Raw genomic sequence first — 16,350 nt, forward strand, 5'->3', positions numbered from 1 at the left:
CTCTCCTTCAACGGACAAATCTGCGCCCGACTCGAATTGACTGTTTCCCCGCACCCGGCCTCACCGGATGCAACCAACCAAGGAGGCTACCATAACGTAACCATCGTTAACTGCCCCGGGTGCCTGGCTCAGATCTGCCTCCTCGTCTCGGATCGATTCTCGTACCTGCACCTCACAATGAGACGAAGATCAACGCGGCGGCCATCACCACACCAGCACCAAGGAAAATCACCGAGGTATAGCCGAGGATGTCGCGCATTTTGAGTCCCGCAATGGCCAGGACAGGCAGGGCCCAGAACGGCTGCAGCATGTTCGTCCACTGATCTCCATAAGAGACTGCCATGATGGCAACTGAAGGATCGACTCCCAGCTGGTTGGCGGCATCGAGCATGATCGGACCCTGAACCGCGAACTGTCCGCCACCGGAGGGGACAAAGAAGTTGACCAGGCCTGCCGAAATCAGAGCGAGGACACCGAACGTCGTGGGATTCGCAATGGACACAAGCGCATCGGAGAAGACCGCGATCAGACCGGTGGTGCTCATCATCCCAAGGATTCCCGCATACAGAGGGAACTGGAGCAGGATCTCGCCGACATTGGAGGCGGCTTCCTTCGTCAAGTGGATGAGCTCGAAAGGGTTCTTCACCAGCAGGAAGATGAGTGCGAGGAAGGACCAGTTGACGATGTCGAGGGTCAGTCCCCCGCCCTGGGCGAAGTGGACGGCGAGGTAGATGACGAGTGCCAGACCGACGATGAGGGTCAGGACCCGTGATGCGTCGATGCGGTCGGCAGGTGTGACGATCTCTTCGTCGACGGTGCTTCTCGATTCGGAAGCGATCGACTCGGGCAGTTCGTAGACTGGGGCATCCTTCTTCGGTGCGACGAGGAAGAACAAGACGGCGCAGACGACGATGACTGCGAGGATGGCCAGCAGGTTCCAGGTTGAGAAGATGGTCTCACTGACAGGAATGATCTCTCCCCCGAGGGACTCAGCCAGGAAGGAATCGGGAGTGGCTGCCGTCAACGGTCCAGAACCGGAATATCCCATGTGCCAGACAATGAAACCAGAGTAACCGGCGGCGACAAGCAACGGGAAGTGCACCTTAAGGCCGCGGCTGCGTGCCTGCACTGCGATCTCACGTGCCAGAAGAGCACCGACGACGAGACCCAGGCCCCAAGTGATGAGGCTGGCAAGAGCGGCGACGACGAAGACGAAGACATAGGCGAATGCCGGGCTGCCTGGAACGCTGGCCAATCTGGTCAGCAGTTTCCGTACCGGGCCTGTGTTCGCAAGCATGTGTCCCAGCAGAAGAATGAGACACATCTGCGTCATGAACGCTAGCAGCCCGGCCAGCCCTTCGCCCCAGCCGGTGACGACCTCGGTGGGACTGGCATCGGTGAGAATGAATGCCAGAACGGCGACGATGAGTGTGAGAACAATGGCGAACGTCAGCGCTGACGGAATCCACTGTTCGAGGAAGCGGTTGACCGGACGCATGAGACCTTTTGATGCGGCGGCGTTTACCTGGGTCGACGGCTTCTGTGCCGACATGAGATCCTCCTGCTGAGAAATAGCTGTGTATGGGTTCAGCATACAATCAGGGCGCTGACCGCTACTGCGGACAGCGCCCTGAAGGCCAGCGACTGTTGACCAGTCAGTGTGTGTGGATCAGTTCTTCGTGAACACCATCTGCTTGTTGACGAACTCATCCATGGCCAGCGGTCCCAGTTCACGACCAACGCCGGAGCGCTTGACTCCACCGAAGGGCAGGTACTCACGAGTGCCTTCGGGGGCGTTGAGGAAGACCATGCCGGAGTCGATCTGGGACCCGACGCGCTCTGCCCGCTCCAGGTCGTTGGAGAACACAGCGGCACCGAGGCCGAAAGGGGTGTCATTGGCCATCTCGACGGCCTCTTCCTCGCTGCTCACCTTGTAGACGATGACGGCGGGGCCGAAGAGCTCTTCGTAGTAGCCGCGCATGCCCTTCTCCACATCGGCGAGGACGACTGGCTCGACGTAGGCGCCGCCACCGTCGTAGCGCTTGCCGCCGGCAAGCAGGGTGGCACCGTCCTTGACGGTGTCCTGGACCTGCTCGATGAAGCGGTCAGCGGCCGCCGTCGATGACAGCGGGGACAGGCGGGAACCTTCGGTATCGGGGGCCTCTGGTGTGAACTTCTTCGCCGCCTCGGTGATGGACGTCAGGAACTCGTCGTAGACGTCGTCCATGACGATCATGCGCTTGGGCGAGTTGCAGGCCTGGCCGGTGTTGCCCATGCGGGTCTTGAAGAAGGTGTTCGCGCTCTTCGCCACATCGGGGGTGTCGAGGAGAACATAGGGGTCGGATCCGCCGAGCTCGAGGACGACCTTCTTGAGGTTCTTACCGGCTTCGGCGGCCACGGCCGAACCTGCGCGTTCGGAACCGGTCAGGGACACTCCATGGTTGCGTGGGTCGGGCAGGATGAGGTCCGCGACCTGCTCGTTGCTGGCATAGATGTTGATGTAGGCTCCCTCGGGCAGCCCGGCTTCGATGAAGATCTCTTCCATGATCTGAGCCGAGCGAGGGCACTGCGGAGCATGCTTGAGCAGGATGGTGTTGCCCAATGCCAGGTTGGGGGCTGCGAAGCGTGCGACCTGGTAGTAGGGGAAGTTCCAGGGCATGATGCCCAGCAGGGATCCGACTGGCTTACGACGAATCAGCGCGGTTCCGTCGTCGGGCCCGCGCAGTGGCTCGTCGGCCATGAATGCTTCGGCGTTGTCTGCGAAGTAACGGTAGATGGCGGAGCTCAGTCCGACCTCGCCCTTGCCTTCGGGGACGGCCTTGCCCATCTCCATCTGGATGACCTTCGCCAGCTCTTCGGCCCGCTCCGCGTAGATCTCGGAGACACGGACGAGGATCGCGGCGCGATCGGCCACACTCGTCTGGCTCCATTCGGTGAAGGCCGTTGCTGATCGGTCAAGGGCGGCCAAGATCTCTGAGTCGGTGGCGGTGGCGAACTCTTCGGCAACTTCACCGGTTGCCGGGTTGGTCACGCGATACATGGTGGACATGTCGAGCCTCATTTCTGCTGGGGTTGTTGACCTCAATCCAACGGCCCGGAACCGTGGATTCGGCACCAGACGACGAAAGGATTCATCTCCCACGCTATGGCCCAATCACCTCGGCGGCAATTCCCTGTCCCACCCCTTGAGCGCAAGCGTGAGTGTGATCGCTGTTACTGTGTTGGCATGGAGAGTGTAACTGAACTTGTGAAGCGCTACTACACCACCGTCGATGCTGGGGATGCGGGCGCCACCTCGGCGCTGTTCGCAGCAGAGGGACGCTACGACCGCCCCGGATATCCGACCATGATCGGAACTCAGATCACCGATTTCTATCACGGTGAGCGCGTCATCGAAGCTGGTGCGCATTCGCTGACGGAGATCCTCGTCGACGGTGACCGTGCGTCCAGTCGCGGCGTCTTCACCGGTCGACTCAAGGACGGCAGCGAAACCTCCGTGGGCTTCGCCGATTTCTTCCTCTTCGACACCGATGGCCTCATCGCCGAACGCACCACCTACTTCTACCAAGCCGCGGTGTGAGCGTCCGGAGTCTCAGTCAGGGTCCGGCTTCACTGCGGGGTGTGCCTGTCACGCTGCCTGCGCGCCTCGAGCACAGCCTGCTGGGCACGGTCCCGAGTCTGGGCACCCGCTCGGCTCGGCGTCTGACCGTAGGCCTGCTCCACCTGAGCATAGACATCGGCCATTCCCGCCTCGCTGAGATCGAGGGGAAGCTCGCCGATCTCAGCGAACGAGGTCCCGATGTGGTCCATGAAACCGCGGATGCCTTTGTCTCCCCCGCCGAGGTGCATCGCCTCGAACTGGCCCACCGCGGACCATCGCAGGCCCAGGGAATTCTTCATCACCGAATCGAGGTCGGGTGCCGAGATGACGCCGTTTTCGACCAGTGAGATCGCTTCCTTCATCAATGCGTTCTGCAGGCGGTTGCCGACGAAGCCGCGGACTTCACGATTGAGCGCCACGGGTTCACGTCCGCAGCTGCGGTAGAACTCGAGGGCGCGCTCAACGGTGTCCGAACTCGTCGCCGGGGCCGGAACCACCTCTACCAGGGGCATCAGGTGAGGTGGGTTGAACGGGTGTCCGACGATGACGCGGGCCGCGACTTCCGGCGGCAGATGCCGTGCGATCAATGAAGCGGGGATGGTCGACGACGAGGTCGCGAAGATGGCATCCTTCGGGGCCGCCGCAGCGATCTGGGCGAACAGCTTCGGCTTGGCCTGCGGATCCTCGGGCCCTGACTCCTGCACGAAGGAGGCTCCGGCCACGGCGGTCTCGACGGACTCGGCGAGGCTGATGGTTCCAAGCTCGGAGGCGAGCATGTCGTGGGCGGCAGCATCGGCACTGACCTCGGCCTGCAGCTCGGTGACCACCTCGGCAAGGTCGGGTCTGGGGTCGAAGACCTGGACCGGGTAGCCCGATCGGGCGAACAGCCAAGCGAATGAACGGCCGATCGTCCCGGCCCCGATGACAGCAACGCAGAAGCTCATATTCTTAAGGCTATACCTGCCGATCGCTCCTCGATGCCGCACGCCGACACCAGCACTGATGCTCCAGATATCCACGTTCGGCCACGTCCAGACGCTCGGTTCGGTGGCACAATGTCACCATGACACCGCGAGAAGGATTGACCACAGTGGACTCGGAGATCATCGCCCTGGCCGAGGATGAGTACGCGGCCGCGGCCGAGTCAGCGCGGATCGAGGTGCGGGAGATCCACACCGCCGCCGAGGCCGCCGAAGCCGCCCTTCTGCTCGACGAGGTGTGGAGCGTCGACGAGACGGGCACCAATGTGCTCGAACCCGGACTCATCGTCGCCTTCGCCCACGCGGGCAACTACGTCTCGGCCGCCTACAGCCTCGACGAACCCGACGAGATGATCGGAGTGACGATCGGCTTCTTCGGACAGCCCCTGGGCACGGTCATGCACTCTCACATCGCCGGCGTGCGCCATCAGGTCATCGGTCGCGGAGCTGGGTCGGCGATGAAGCTGCACCAGCGCCTGTGGTGCCTCAACCTCGGCATCACGGAGATGACCTGGACCTTCGACCCGCTGGTGGCACGCAACGCCTACTTCAACTTCCAGCGCCTGGGCGTCGGAATGGTCGAATACCTCGAGGACTTCTACGGACAGATGCGCGACGGCGTCAACGCTGGTCAGGCCAGTGACCGTATGGTCGTCTCCTGGCCGCTCGACAAGCCGGCCCGGGCCACCCTCGCCGAGGCGGACGATGCCTTCGAATGTCTGCGCAGTGACGACAACGGTGAACCGCTGGTCGCCGAGGTGCCCAAGGAAGCCAGTCTGGTCTCCCTCGACTTTCCCTCCGACATCGAGGCGCTGCGCGGCCACGATGCCGATCTCGCCTCACGGTGGCGGACGGCACTGCGTGACTCGCTGACCGCACTGGTCGCCGACGGCTGGGTCCTCGACACCTGCCTCAAGGGCGGAACGTACCTGCTCCACCACCCCTGAAGCCGGCGGCATCACTTTCTGGCTTCGAATCAACCACCCGCAAGGTCGGCGGCTCCTGCTTGGCAGGCAGAACTCAACGCCGATCGGATTCTCTCCGAGCCGAGGGCCTCATCCCGTGGGCTGGGAACCGACACACTGATCGCGGCCACCATCGGACCTTCGGGTCCCCGCACCGGCATCCCCAGAGCGGAGACTCCACGTTCGGTGCGTTCCCGGTTGAGCGCCGAGCCCACCTTGCGAATGTGGTCGAGCTGGCGGCGAAAGCGAGCGAACGCCTCGGCGTCGAGGAATTCACCCGAGGTGCGGGCTGCGTTCGAGGTGTAGAGACCGGCAAGAACCTGCGGCGAGAGGTCGGCCAGCAGCACCTGCCCACCCGAGGTCAGGCGCGCAGGCAGGATCTCCCCTGCTCTGCTGCCGATCCGCAATCGATCGGAGCCCTCAGCACTGGCCAGGAAGCGCGTTGTGGTGCCGACGCGGACCAGGAGATTGCAGGTCTCTCCCGTCGTCTCTGACAGCGAGTCGAGATGCGGGCGCAGAATCTGCAGCAGACTGCGATGGGCCGATTGGGCCTCGACATTGGCCACGATCCCCGGCCCAGGGTGATAGATACGCGACTCGTCTTGGACGGCGAAGCCACGGTAGACGAGCATGCTCAGCAGTCGATGCGCGGTCGAGGGACTGACCTGCAGATCGGCTGCGGCATCGGTGATCGAGACGGCCCCTGTGTCTCGCAGCGTCTGCAGCAGACGCAGCGCGTTGTCGACCGAGCCGAGCAGATGAGCCGGCGCCTGGGCCACCACACGACGTTCCATTCCCTCATCGTAATGCCCCACCACGGCAGCTTTTCCACATAGCAGAATCTTTTTGCTCCTTGATGGTGACGGCGACCACAGTGGAAGCAGACACGTCACTGATCGATGACGATTCTGCAGACGACAGGAGCATCATGCAGTTCTACCTCAATGGATTCCAGCCCGGCGACCCGGAGAAGTCTTCATCACACACCCCGGCACAGACGCCTGAGCTCCCCGAGGAAGTCGACGTCCTCGTCGTCGGCTCGGGGCCGGCCGGAACCGTTCTCGCCGCACAGCTGGCTGAGTTCCCCGACATCACCACTCGCGTCATCGAGCGCCGTGCGGGACCACTCGAGCTGGGTCATGCCGACGGGGTCGCCTGCCGGACGGTAGAGATGTTCGGCGCGTTCGGCCTGGCCGAACGCCTCGTGCGCGAAGCCTATTGGGTCAACGAGACGACCTTCTGGGGGCCGGCAGAGGCTGACCGGGCACAGATCACTCGCACCGGGCGCATGGACGACGTCGGCGATCCAGTCCGCGTCCGGCGGCAGCGTTCTGCTCATCCCGCGCGAGGGCGGCTACATGGTCCGCCTCTACGTCGACCTCGGCGATCTCGATCCCAACGACTCCGGTGCCCGCAGTCGGTTCACCTCGGACATGATCATCGAAGCCGCGCAGCGGATCTTCCATCCCTACTCGCTCGAGGTCAAGGACATCGCCTGGTGGTCGGTCTACGAGGTGGGCCAGCGCATCGCTGACCGTTTCGATGACGTCGCCGAGGCGGAGCGCGGCACCCGTTCACCGCATGTGTTCATCGCCGGCGATGCCTGCCACACCCATTCGGCGAAGGCCGGCCAGGGGATGAACGTGTCCATGCAGGACGGGTTCAACCTGGGATGGAAGCTCGCCGCAGTGCTGCAGGGCCGCAGCCCGAGCACGCTCCTCGGCACCTACGCCCAGGAGCGTCAGGCCATTGCCCAGGAGCTCATCGACTTCGATCTCACCTGGTCAGAGGCTATGGCCGCGAAGCCAGCCGATCCGAATGATCCCGAGGCGGGTGGCATGAGCGCTGCCGAGCGGCAGGAGATCTTCACCGCGGGTGGACGGTTCACTGCCGGCTTCGCCACCGACTATCCGCCGAACCTGATCACCGGTGACGACGCCCACGAACACCTGGCCACTGGCTTCCCGATCGGCGAGCGCTTCCATTCGGCCCCCACCATCCGCCTCGCCGACGCCAAGCCCCTCGAAATCGGGCATCAGGCGCAGGCCGATGGTCGCTGGCGACTCTATGCCTTCGCCGACGACGCAGATCCGGCCTCGACGGATTCGGCGATCCGCCGACTCTGCGACTTCCTCGCTGAGTCACCCGAGTCCCCGGTTCGCCGCTACACGCCTGCCGGGGCAGACCCCGACGCGGTCTTCGACGTCCGCGCGATCTTCCAACAGGGCCATCGCGAATTGTCTGTCGATGCGATGCCGCAGTTCCTGCTGCCGCGCAAGGGACGCTTCGGCCTCATCGACTACGAGAAGATGTTCTGCGCGGACCTGCGGACAGGTCCGGACATCTTCGACGTCCGCGGCATCGACCGCAGTGCGGGTGCCCTGGTCATCGTCCGCCCGGATCAGTATGTTGCCCAGGTGCTGCCGCTCGATGCCCATGCCGAGCTCGTCGACTTCTTTTCCGGGATCATGGTGCCCTCGGCCTGACCCGATCAGCGGCAGCCGAGGGCAACCACTGACGACAGCCGCTCAGCGTTCGAGCAGGACAGAACCTGGCTAGAACCTGGGCCGAGGTCTCCCATATCCTTCATCTGTCGAGACAACGCTGGAGCGCCGGAGCCACCGTGCACACCAAGTGGTCTCGACGCTCCACCGTTGCCGCGGACGAACTGCTGGCCCGCAAAAGTGAGGCTGGACAGGACACCAACCTCCGTCGCCTGACAGCAGCGCTTCCACACGGGCAGTTACTCTCAAAAGCTGCGTCAGCCAAAGTGTCCAGTACTCCACCTTCAGCACTCAGGGCTCAGCACTCAGGGCTCAGGGCTCATCTCACAGCATCCAGCCGTGTCACCCATTCTCCAGTTATGTGCTTTGATGTAGTTTGATTGCGTTTGGATTCATATGATTGCATAATAGTCGCATGTTTCGGATCGTGACGAGAAGCGACCTCGCCGAACTCGATATGCCTCGCGCCGATCTCGCTGCGGCTCTGAAATGCTGCTTGCGCAGAGTACGCCGCGGCAAATACATCATTATGGCGGACTGCACCCACTCGCACTTTGAACTCATCCGGGCCCTGGCACACGAACCCGGAATCACGTTTCCGCAGTTCCACGGCGACATCAGGGACGAGGTCGAGGAGCTGCGGATTCGCATCGCATCACGGAGAGACTCGGTGCTACCGAGCGATGTCTTCTCACATATTTCCGCCGCACTGATCCATGGACTCGATCCTGTTGTCGCAGGGACGAAAAAGGTCGAGGTCTCAAGGAGCGCATACTCTCGCAGTTACCCGGACCTGACTCTCTATGACCGCACAATCGCCGGCGAAGATGTCGACCGCAGCCTCAGCTACCCCGTGACTAGTCTGCCCAGAACGCTTGCGGACATCGCGCATGACCATTCGCTCGAGGTATCGGTTCCGCTGATATCGGAGGCAATGCGGGAGGGCCGCGCAACCAGAGAGATGATCAAGCTCCACTTCGCCGCAGGATCACGGGGTCTCAAGCGCGCTCAATTGGCGCTGACCTTGTCCAATGCAGCCTACGAGTCCAATGCGGAGGCATTCTGCGCGGTCAAATTCCGTCGCCACGGTGTCACTGGAATGACGCCCCAGGTCAATACCTATTCGCCGACAGGCAACTTCATCGGCAGGAATGACTTTCGACACGAAACGGCGCAGGTCATCGTCGAAGTTCATGGGGTGGGCAAGTACTACATGCATCCGAATGGCCCCAATGCCGCCGCCCGTGAGAATCACCAACGCAATATGAACCTCGTCAATGCAGGATTCAAGGTGTTCAACCTGACGTTTGGCGACCTCTTCCGGCCAAACATCTTCGCCCAGATCAAGTGGGCCATCGACTCAGCGATCAATGACTCATAGGAGATCCCGGCGAGACAACGCTGGAGCGCCGTGGCCACTGTGCGTGCACAGCCGCCTCGGCGCTCCAGCGTTGTTTCGATCTCGCAGCCAGCTCGAGCCAGGCCGCGCGGGCTTAAGCCCAACTTCTGGACTTGATTCTTACTTCTCTTCCCAGTTCTTGCGCAGCAGCTTCTTGTCGAGCTTGCCCACCGAGGTGCGAGGCATCTCGTCCACGACATAGACCTCATCTGGCATCTGCCACTTGGCGAAGCGCTCACTGAGCGTTTCGACGATGGACTCGCGGGTCACCTCGGCGCCGTCATTGGCCACGACATAGGCCACGGGACGCTCGTCCCACTTCTCGTCGGGGACACCGATGACCGCGGCCTCCTTGACGTTGGGGCTGTCGAGGATCGCGTTCTCCATGTCGATCGAGGAGATCCATTCGCCGCCGGACTTGATGACGTCCTTCAGACGGTCGGTGATCTTGAGATAGCCGTGGGCATCGATGACGCCGACGTCACCCGAGCGCCACCAGCCGTCGAGGAAACGGTCGGCGTTGTCGGGCAGCTGGTAGTAGGACTCGGTGATCCAGGGACCGCGCATGACGATCTCGCCGACCGACTTGCCGTCGCGAGGCATCTCCTCACCGGTGGGGTCGACGATCTTGACCTCGACGCCGATAATCGGCAGGCCCTGGTAGCGCTTGAGGTCCCACTTCTCTTCATCACTGAGGTTCATGCCCGACTTGATGCGCCAGTTCGTCGTCGCCAGCGGGGTGGTCTCGGTGGCACCGTAGCCGTGGATCACCTCGGCGCCGGTGACCTCCTTGAAGCCGCGCATCATCGACAGCGGCGGCTCCGAAGAACCGGAGACCAGACGGACTCCGGTGAGGTCCGGCGGGGTCGGCATGCTCTTCATCATCGCCAGCATCGGGGTGAAGATCGCGGGCGCACCGTTGGCCAGCGTCACCTTCTCCTCGATGAAGGCCTGACCGATGGCGCCGAACTCCTCGGCGGCGAACTTGCCGGGCAGGACGAGTTTGGCGCCGGCTGCGACCGCGTTCTGCGGGAAGCCCCAGGACAGCACGTGGAACATCGGAGTGATGGGCATGACGCAGTCATCGAAGGTCGCCTGCAGTGCTGCCAGTCCGCCCATTGTGTGCAGGTAGATCGAGCGGTGGGAGTAGTAGACGCCTTTGGGCCGGCCTGTGGTTCCGGTCGTGTATCCGGCGTAGGCAGCGGTCTTCTCGTCAACGACGGGCCAGTCGTAGGTGTCGGGCTTGTCGGCGATGAGGTCTTCGTAGAAGACGACGTTGTTCAGGCTCGTCTCGATCTCGGATGCCGGCTTGTCGGTCATGACGACCCAGCCCTTGACGTCGAGTTTCGGGGCAAGTGCCTCGGCGACGTGGAGGAGGGACTCGTCGACGAAGATCCAGTCGGACTTCGAGTGGCTGACGACGTAGGCGAGGTCTTCAGGTGCCAGGCGCAGATTGAGCTGGAGCATGGTCGCGGCCACGCCGGGAACCGAGAAGTAGAGCTCGAGGTGGCGACGGGAGTTCCAGTCGATGACGCCGACCATGGATCCCGCGCCCACACCGAGTTCGTCGAGCCCGTGTGCCAACTGAGCCATCCGCTTGTACTCGTCGGCATAGTTCGATCGACCCCAGGAGCCATCGGACCGGCGGTAGACAACCTCTGATTCGCCGAAGACCGTCGCGGCATGGCGGATCAGACTTGTGGTGTTGAGCTGGTAGCTGTCACCGAGGGTGGATGGAATGCCTGTAAGCATGAGACTCCTTTGGTCATGATGGTCGTGCTGGGTGTATTCGTGCTGGGATGTGTTCGTGTTGCTGTATCAGAGGGGGTTTGCAGATATCCGGACTATTTTCATCGTCAGACTATCCCGGCAAGTGATGCCGCTCACAACTTTTGCCGCAACGTTACCAATTAGAAACACGTGGGCGCCGAGGTGAGGGTGGGCCGTGCGCTCACCGGCCATCGGTTATTCGCCGGTGAAGTTCGGGCCGCGCTTTTCCATGAACGCCGCAACGCCTTCGGCGAAGTCCTTGCTGGCTCGCAAGTCCGTCTGCCCCTTGAGTTCCCGATCGAATGCATCGTCGAGCTCGGTCAGCGTCGCGGTATTGATGGCTTCCTTCGAAGCAGCGAAGGCCAGAGGTGCACCCTGCGCCCATTGCGCCGCAATCTCCTGCGCCCGGTTCAGGTGCTCGCCCGCCGGCGTGACCAGGCTCGCCAGGCCCCAATCCGCAGCCTCCTTCGCCCAGACCTTCTGTGCCGTCAGCGCCATCTTCATGGCTCGATGCCGCCCCGCCGAGGCTGCGACGAGTGCCGTTGCTCCGCCGTCGGGCATGAGGCCGATCTTGGTGAAGGCCAGCATCAGGTAGGACTCTTCGCTCATCACGGTGTAGTCACAGGCCAGAGCCAGAGAGCAGCCGATGCCGGCGGCCGGCCCGGAGACCGCGGCGATGGTCGGAATCGGCAGGTCGATGATCGACCGGATGATCTCATTGGCCCGGTCAAGGCCGAGGCCCCCGTTCTGCACCGAGCCCTGCAGATCGGCTCCCGAGCTGAAGGAGCGATCATTGCCGGTGAGAATGAGCGCACGGGCCGTGGAAACCGCCTCGGCGACGGATTCCCCGACCGCTTCGATGGCCTCCCTGGTCAGCGCGTTGAGGCTTTCGGGGCGATTGATCGTGATGGTCACGACCCCGTCTTGCAGATCGGTGAGAACACTCGAGGTCAAAGCGACTCCTCATAGTTGGCGCTGGGTGACTGATGTTTCACCCCAACCTTAACGCACGATAAGTTGATCTGGGTCACACGTCTCACCGGGCGCACGCAGCCGCTGAAGCGCCTCGTTCAACCCAGCCGTCTCACACTCAGGCCAACCGTCTCCCGCTCAGATCAGGGCGGCCGCCAGCTGCGTCCCGGTCAGGGTGCGGTCAGCGAAGACCAGGCGCATGGCCTGCGGATCGGGGTTGCCGGCATCGGGAGCGCGATACTGCAGGCTCAGGCCGACTTTCTCGGCCACCTTTCGGGAGGCCTCATTGTGTTCGAGCAGATAGGCGATGACCGGCAGTTCGGGATTGACCGCCTGGGCTCGAGCGATGGCCAAGCGAGAGATCTCACTGGCATAGCCGCGACCCTGGACCTCGGGACGGAAGCGATAGCCTAAGTTCCAGTAGGCCTCGATCCGATCCGGGCTCCATTCATCAGCCAAGGGCATGCGTCTGACACCGCAGCCGCACATTCCCAAGACCGGGCCGCCCTCGGATTCGCGGACGATCCATGATCCGAGCCCGTCGATCTCCCAATCAGCGATGCGCGTCAGCAGGTAGGCCTCGGCCTCTTCCCGCTTGACCATCCTGCCGCTGGGAAAGTGCGTCCACACGCGGGGGTCGCCGTAGATCTCGAAGATCTCATCCAGGTCCTCAAGACCCGGACGGTCAAGCACGAACGGCTCAGCCATCAGGCGCTGTGAGCGGCCTTGATAGCCGCGTCGAGATCGGCCCACAGATCCTCGGCATGCTCGATGCCCACGCTCAGACGCAGCAGCCCGTCGGGAACCGACTCCGGTTCCGAGGCATTACGCCGACGACGTTCGATGAGGGATTCCACCCCACCCAGGGACGTGGCCGGAGTCCACACCCGGACCGCCTCGGCGACGGCTGTAGCCTGTTCCGCTGTCTTCGTGCAGAAGGCAACGACCGCACCGAATCCCGAGAGCTGGGCTGCCGCACGCTTGTGGCCGGGGTCGGTGGGCAGCCCCGGGTAGCGGGTCTCGACGACGTTGGGGTGCGCATTCAGTCGTTCGGCGATCAGCGCGGCATTGGCCTGGGCTCGTTCCATGCGCACCGACAGTGTCCGCAGGCCCCGCAGGGCCAACCAGACTTCGAAGGGTCCGGCGATCGCTCCCCGCAGTGAGCGTTCGCTGTGCAGCCGCTTGTGCAGATCTTCGCTGCTGGTCAGGGCAGCACCGAGTACGACGTCCGAGTGACCGGCGAGGTATTTGGTGACGGAGTGGACGACGACGTCGGCGCCCAGATCCAGCGGCGTCTGCAGGAGTGGGGTTGCGAAGGTGTTGTCGACGACGGTGAGGATGCCGCGATCGCGTGCGGCGGAGATGAGCGCGGGGGTGTCCGCGACTTCGAGCATCGGGTTCGTCGGAGATTCGATCCACAGCACCGCCGAGGTGGCGCTCACGTCATCGAGTGCGCTGACGACGGCTTCTGTGTCGGCGATGTCGACGGTGGTGAGGGTGAATCCGCTGCGTTCGGCGACCTCAGCCGCGGATTCCAGGGATCCCTGGTAGCAGTGCCGGGGCATGATCAGTGTGCCCTCGCGAGGGACCAGGCTGAGGGCCGCGGCGATCGCGGCCAGTCCCGAGCCGAAGACCAGTCCGGGCAGTTCGGCATGTTCGAGTTCAGCCAGCGCCTCTTCGAACGGAGTCCACGCCGGAGTCGAGAACCGACCGTAGACATAGTCGGAATGATCGATCTCGCCGCTGCCGACGAAGGTCGAGGACAGTTCGATGGGAGGGTTGACCGAGGACCCGTTCGAGCGTTGCGGACGACCCGCTTCGACGACGACGGTCTCTGGCTCGTGGGAGGAATCTCGTGTGGTCATTTGCCCAATATATGTCGTGCGCAGGCGGCGGTGCATCGATGTCTCAGTCGTGCACGTTGACCATGTGCTCCAACAATGCTGTGGCTCCGACTGAAAGCCGACGCCCGGGCGACCACACCGCGTGCAGTTCGCGGTCGAGGGCGACTCCGGACTCCACCGGCAGCGGCACCAGGCGGCGAGCGCTGAAGTCATCGCGCAGGGCCAGCTCCGAGAGAACGACCGGCGCGAGTCCGGTGGCCGCGGCGATCTTCAGCGCCGAGTTCGACCCGTACTCCCCCGCCACGCGCGCCCCTCCGACCTGTGCCAACGCGGCGTCGAGGACCTCCCGCGTTCCCGAACCGACCTCTCTGACCAGAAGCGGCACCGTCGCCAACTCCTCGGCGCTGATCGGGTGGGTCCAAGCCTCGGCGAAGGTGGGTGCGGAGGCGATCATGAGGCGATCATGACCGACCACCTCGGCGGGAAAGCCCTCCGGCAGGGACACGGATTCGATGAGCCCGAGGTCGCAGCGCTGCTCGCGCACGGCCGCGATCACTGCCGAGGAGTTCTCGACGGCCAGGCCCACATCGATGTCGGGATGCGTCGAGGTGAACGTCGTCAGATAACGCGGCAGCAGGTATTCGGCCACGGTCAGGGAGGCGGACACGCGCACGGTGCCGGCCCGGGCATCCTGGATGGCGCGGGTGCCCGCATTGAGATCGGCATAGGCGTCGATGACCTTCGAAGCCCATTGCGCAACCGCGTGGCCTTCGGCCGTGAGCTGAGTCCCTCGAGGCGAGCGCCGCAGCAGCGGCACCTTGAGATCCCGCTCGAGGTTGCGCAGACTGCGCGAGGCATTCGGCTGGGCAAGTCCCATCGCCTCGGCGGCCTGCCCGATGGATTGAGCGCTCGCGCTCAGCGTCACCAGCAGCCCGAGAGCCGGCAACTCGGGCCAATCCTGCATCCTGCTGAGCTCCTGCATGGCCCGATTATGCCATATCATCCCGATATGGGTTGTTCGACTTTTAGCGGCTACCGCTTCCCGCGCCTGCTTGACAGACTGATTCCATGAAGCACATTGTCCGTCTCCTCCCCGGCCTGGGGGTTGCCGCAGCCGCCACCGCGATCGCGTGGCCCATCTCCCTGCTGGCACCCGTCCTCTCCCCACTCCTCATCGCCATCGTCCTGGGGATCGTCGTGGGCAACGTCTTCCCCGAGCTGCCGCCGACCTTCCGACCCGGCCTCGACTTCGCAGCCAAGCCTCTCCTGCGTCTGGGCATCGTGGCCCTCGGCGCGCAGGTGGTTCTCGGTGACATCCTCGAACTCGGTTGGCTGGTTCTCGTCCTCGCCGCCGTGGTCGTCGGCGTCGGCATCGTCTCCGGACTGCTCCTGGCACGTCCGTTCCGTGTCGAGTCGAATCTGGCGCTGCTCATCGGGTGCGGGTTCGGCATCTGCGGTGCCGCCGCTGTCGCCGGGGTCGAATCGACGCTGAAGGCGAAGAAGGAGGACGTGGCAGCGGCGATCGGCCTTGTGGTCCTCTTCGGCACGCTGATGATCGCCGTGATCCCGTCGCTGAGCATCGCCTTCGGGCTGGCCCCGGACACCGCCGGAATGTGGGGTGGGGCCTCGACGCACGAGGTCGCCCAGGTCGTCGCGATCGGCGGCATCATCGGCCCCGCCGCCCTGCAGGTCGCCGTCCTCGTCAAGCTCTCCCGCGTCATCATGCTCGCCCCGACCGTCGCCGTCCTCAGCATGGTGATGCGCCGCCGGGAGAGCCGGGCTCAGACCTCGGTGACGTCTCCCGCCGAGGTGGCCCCGCAGTCCTCGTCAACGGCTGAGTCAGCGTCGACTGCCCAGTCCTCCTCCGGGGAGTCAGTTTCGGGTGGGAAGCCACCGGCGCCAGCGACGAAACGTCCGCCCATCGTGCCGCTCTTCGTCGTGGGGTTCCTTCTCATGGCGGGCCTGCGCACCTTCGGCCTGTTGCCCGATTTCGCAGTCTCCGGTCTGGGCTGGCTGCAGACCGTGTGCCTGGCCATGGCCATGTTCGCCCTGGGACGCGGCGTCCAATGGCGTTCGCTGCGCAACCTCGGCGCCGGTCCCATCGGGCTGGCCGCGACGACGACTCTCATCGTTGCCGTGATCGGACTTGGCGGAGCCCTTCTGCTGACCTGAGCGAGCACTGACCTGAGCACACATGCTGGAAGCCTGCCCTGCCGACAGCCCGATCTCGATACGATGTGCAGAAGTCGGATCGGGAGACGATCCCGCGGACGGCTGAGATCAAAAGGTCGGCCGAGATCACGATCGACGCCTAG

The 16,350-nt window shown here is 63.7% G+C and carries 13 protein-coding genes and 1 pseudogene; 5 read left to right on the forward strand and 9 right to left on the reverse strand.

The genetic code is table 11. The features are described 5' to 3' along the window. Positions 1-172: 172 nt before the first annotated feature. Together CXR25_RS15295 and CXR25_RS15300 are read right to left on the reverse strand one after the other, a co-directional pair. On the reverse strand, positions 173-1,552 hold the full coding sequence (locus CXR25_RS15295; protein WP_096146368.1) for a short-chain fatty acid transporter: 1,380 nt from the start codon (positions 1,550-1,552) through the stop codon (positions 173-175). A gap of 117 nt (positions 1,553-1,669) precedes the next feature. Next, on the reverse strand, positions 1,670-3,049 hold the full coding sequence (locus tag CXR25_RS15300) for an NAD-dependent succinate-semialdehyde dehydrogenase (RefSeq protein WP_101639504.1): 1,380 nt from the start codon (positions 3,047-3,049) through the stop codon (positions 1,670-1,672). A gap of 177 nt (positions 3,050-3,226) precedes the next feature. Here CXR25_RS15300 and CXR25_RS15305 point away from each other — a divergent pair, with 177 nt between their 5' ends. Continuing rightward, a complete protein-coding gene (locus CXR25_RS15305; protein ID WP_125240779.1) occupies positions 3,227-3,580 on the forward strand; it encodes a nuclear transport factor 2 family protein in 354 nt (117 codons plus the stop codon). Positions 3,581-3,609: 29 nt separating this feature from the next. Here the strand turns inward: CXR25_RS15305 and CXR25_RS15310 are convergent, their stop codons facing one another. Beyond that, positions 3,610-4,545 carry a 3-hydroxyacyl-CoA dehydrogenase NAD-binding domain-containing protein gene (locus CXR25_RS15310; RefSeq protein WP_069600827.1) on the reverse strand — a complete coding sequence of 312 codons (936 nt, stop codon included), beginning with the start codon at positions 4,543-4,545 and terminating at the stop codon, positions 3,610-3,612. Between the two features lie 119 nt (positions 4,546-4,664). Between CXR25_RS15310 and CXR25_RS15315 the strand changes: the two genes are divergently transcribed. Beyond that, positions 4,665-5,528 carry a hypothetical protein gene (locus CXR25_RS15315; RefSeq protein WP_029416635.1) on the forward strand — a complete coding sequence of 288 codons (864 nt, stop codon included), beginning with the start codon at positions 4,665-4,667 and terminating at the stop codon, positions 5,526-5,528. A 29-nt stretch (positions 5,529-5,557) separates the two neighbouring features. On the opposite strand, the gene CXR25_RS15320 is transcribed toward CXR25_RS15315, so the two are convergent. Beyond that, the gene (locus tag CXR25_RS15320; protein ID WP_009881937.1) at positions 5,558-6,340 is read right to left on the reverse strand and encodes an IclR family transcriptional regulator; all 783 of its coding nucleotides are present in this window, start codon (positions 6,338-6,340) and stop codon (positions 5,558-5,560) included. A gap of 134 nt (positions 6,341-6,474) precedes the next feature. Here CXR25_RS15320 and CXR25_RS15325 point away from each other — a divergent pair. Both CXR25_RS15325 and CXR25_RS15330 read left to right on the forward strand, forming a co-directional pair. After that, positions 6,475-8,032 (forward strand): annotated as a pseudogene (locus CXR25_RS15325) (FAD-dependent monooxygenase). 433 nt (positions 8,033-8,465) lie between these two features. Beyond that, positions 8,466-9,431: a hypothetical protein gene (locus tag CXR25_RS15330; RefSeq protein WP_009881936.1), complete on the forward strand. Its 966-nt coding sequence runs from the start codon at positions 8,466-8,468 to the stop codon at positions 9,429-9,431. 138 nt (positions 9,432-9,569) lie between these two features. On the opposite strand, the gene CXR25_RS15335 is transcribed toward CXR25_RS15330, so the two are convergent. The 5 genes from CXR25_RS15335 to CXR25_RS15355 form a co-directional block, all read right to left on the reverse strand. Then, the gene (locus CXR25_RS15335) at positions 9,570-11,201 is read right to left on the reverse strand and encodes a long-chain-fatty-acid--CoA ligase (RefSeq protein WP_009881935.1); all 1,632 of its coding nucleotides are present in this window, start codon (positions 11,199-11,201) and stop codon (positions 9,570-9,572) included. Between the two features lie 213 nt (positions 11,202-11,414). Beyond that, positions 11,415-12,173 carry an enoyl-CoA hydratase gene (locus CXR25_RS15340; RefSeq protein WP_009881934.1) on the reverse strand — a complete coding sequence of 253 codons (759 nt, stop codon included), beginning with the start codon at positions 12,171-12,173 and terminating at the stop codon, positions 11,415-11,417. Between the two features lie 156 nt (positions 12,174-12,329). Beyond that, positions 12,330-12,899 (reverse strand): GNAT family N-acetyltransferase, encoded by a 570-nt coding sequence (locus tag CXR25_RS15345; protein WP_096162976.1) that lies wholly within the window; start codon positions 12,897-12,899, stop codon positions 12,330-12,332. Continuing rightward, positions 12,899-14,056, reverse strand: coding sequence for a trans-sulfuration enzyme family protein (locus CXR25_RS15350; protein WP_125188228.1), 1,158 nt, complete (start codon positions 14,054-14,056; stop codon positions 12,899-12,901). The genes CXR25_RS15345 and CXR25_RS15350 overlap by 1 nt, the downstream gene beginning before the upstream one ends. A 43-nt stretch (positions 14,057-14,099) precedes the next feature. Continuing rightward, positions 14,100-15,017, reverse strand: a complete 918-nt coding sequence (locus tag CXR25_RS15355) for a LysR family transcriptional regulator (protein WP_114384476.1) — start codon at positions 15,015-15,017, stop codon at positions 14,100-14,102. An 86-nt stretch (positions 15,018-15,103) separates the two neighbouring features. On the opposite strand from CXR25_RS15355, the gene CXR25_RS15360 reads away from it, so the two are divergent. After that, positions 15,104-16,207 carry a YeiH family protein gene (locus CXR25_RS15360; protein ID WP_114384475.1) on the forward strand — a complete coding sequence of 368 codons (1,104 nt, stop codon included), beginning with the start codon at positions 15,104-15,106 and terminating at the stop codon, positions 16,205-16,207. Positions 16,208-16,350: the final 143 nt, after the last annotated feature.

This window comes from Brevibacterium aurantiacum (assembly GCF_003932995.1).
Classification (GTDB): Bacteria; Actinomycetota; Actinomycetes; order Actinomycetales; family Brevibacteriaceae; genus Brevibacterium; species Brevibacterium aurantiacum.

Coding starts and splice junctions, on each gene's coding strand:
- CXR25_RS15305 (WP_125240779.1), top strand. CDS start 3,227: ATGGAGAGTGTAACTGAACTTGTGAAGCGCTACTACACCACCGTCGAT.
- CXR25_RS15335 (WP_009881935.1), bottom strand. CDS start 11,201: ATGCTTACAGGCATTCCATCCACCCTCGGTGACAGCTACCAGCTCAAC.
- CXR25_RS15355 (WP_114384476.1), bottom strand. CDS start 15,017: ATGCAGGAGCTCAGCAGGATGCAGGATTGGCCCGAGTTGCCGGCTCTC.
- CXR25_RS15330 (WP_009881936.1), top strand. CDS start 8,466: ATGTTTCGGATCGTGACGAGAAGCGACCTCGCCGAACTCGATATGCCT.
- CXR25_RS15315 (WP_029416635.1), top strand. CDS start 4,665: ATGACACCGCGAGAAGGATTGACCACAGTGGACTCGGAGATCATCGCC.
- CXR25_RS15300 (WP_101639504.1), bottom strand. CDS start 3,049: ATGTCCACCATGTATCGCGTGACCAACCCGGCAACCGGTGAAGTTGCC.
- CXR25_RS15350 (WP_125188228.1), bottom strand. CDS start 14,056: ATGACCACACGAGATTCCTCCCACGAGCCAGAGACCGTCGTCGTCGAA.
- CXR25_RS15310 (WP_069600827.1), bottom strand. CDS start 4,545: ATGAGCTTCTGCGTTGCTGTCATCGGGGCCGGGACGATCGGCCGTTCA.
- CXR25_RS15345 (WP_096162976.1), bottom strand. CDS start 12,899: ATGGCTGAGCCGTTCGTGCTTGACCGTCCGGGTCTTGAGGACCTGGAT.
- CXR25_RS15295 (WP_096146368.1), bottom strand. CDS start 1,552: ATGTCGGCACAGAAGCCGTCGACCCAGGTAAACGCCGCCGCATCAAAA.
- CXR25_RS15360 (WP_114384475.1), top strand. CDS start 15,104: ATGAAGCACATTGTCCGTCTCCTCCCCGGCCTGGGGGTTGCCGCAGCC.
- CXR25_RS15320 (WP_009881937.1), bottom strand. CDS start 6,340: ATGGAACGTCGTGTGGTGGCCCAGGCGCCGGCTCATCTGCTCGGCTCG.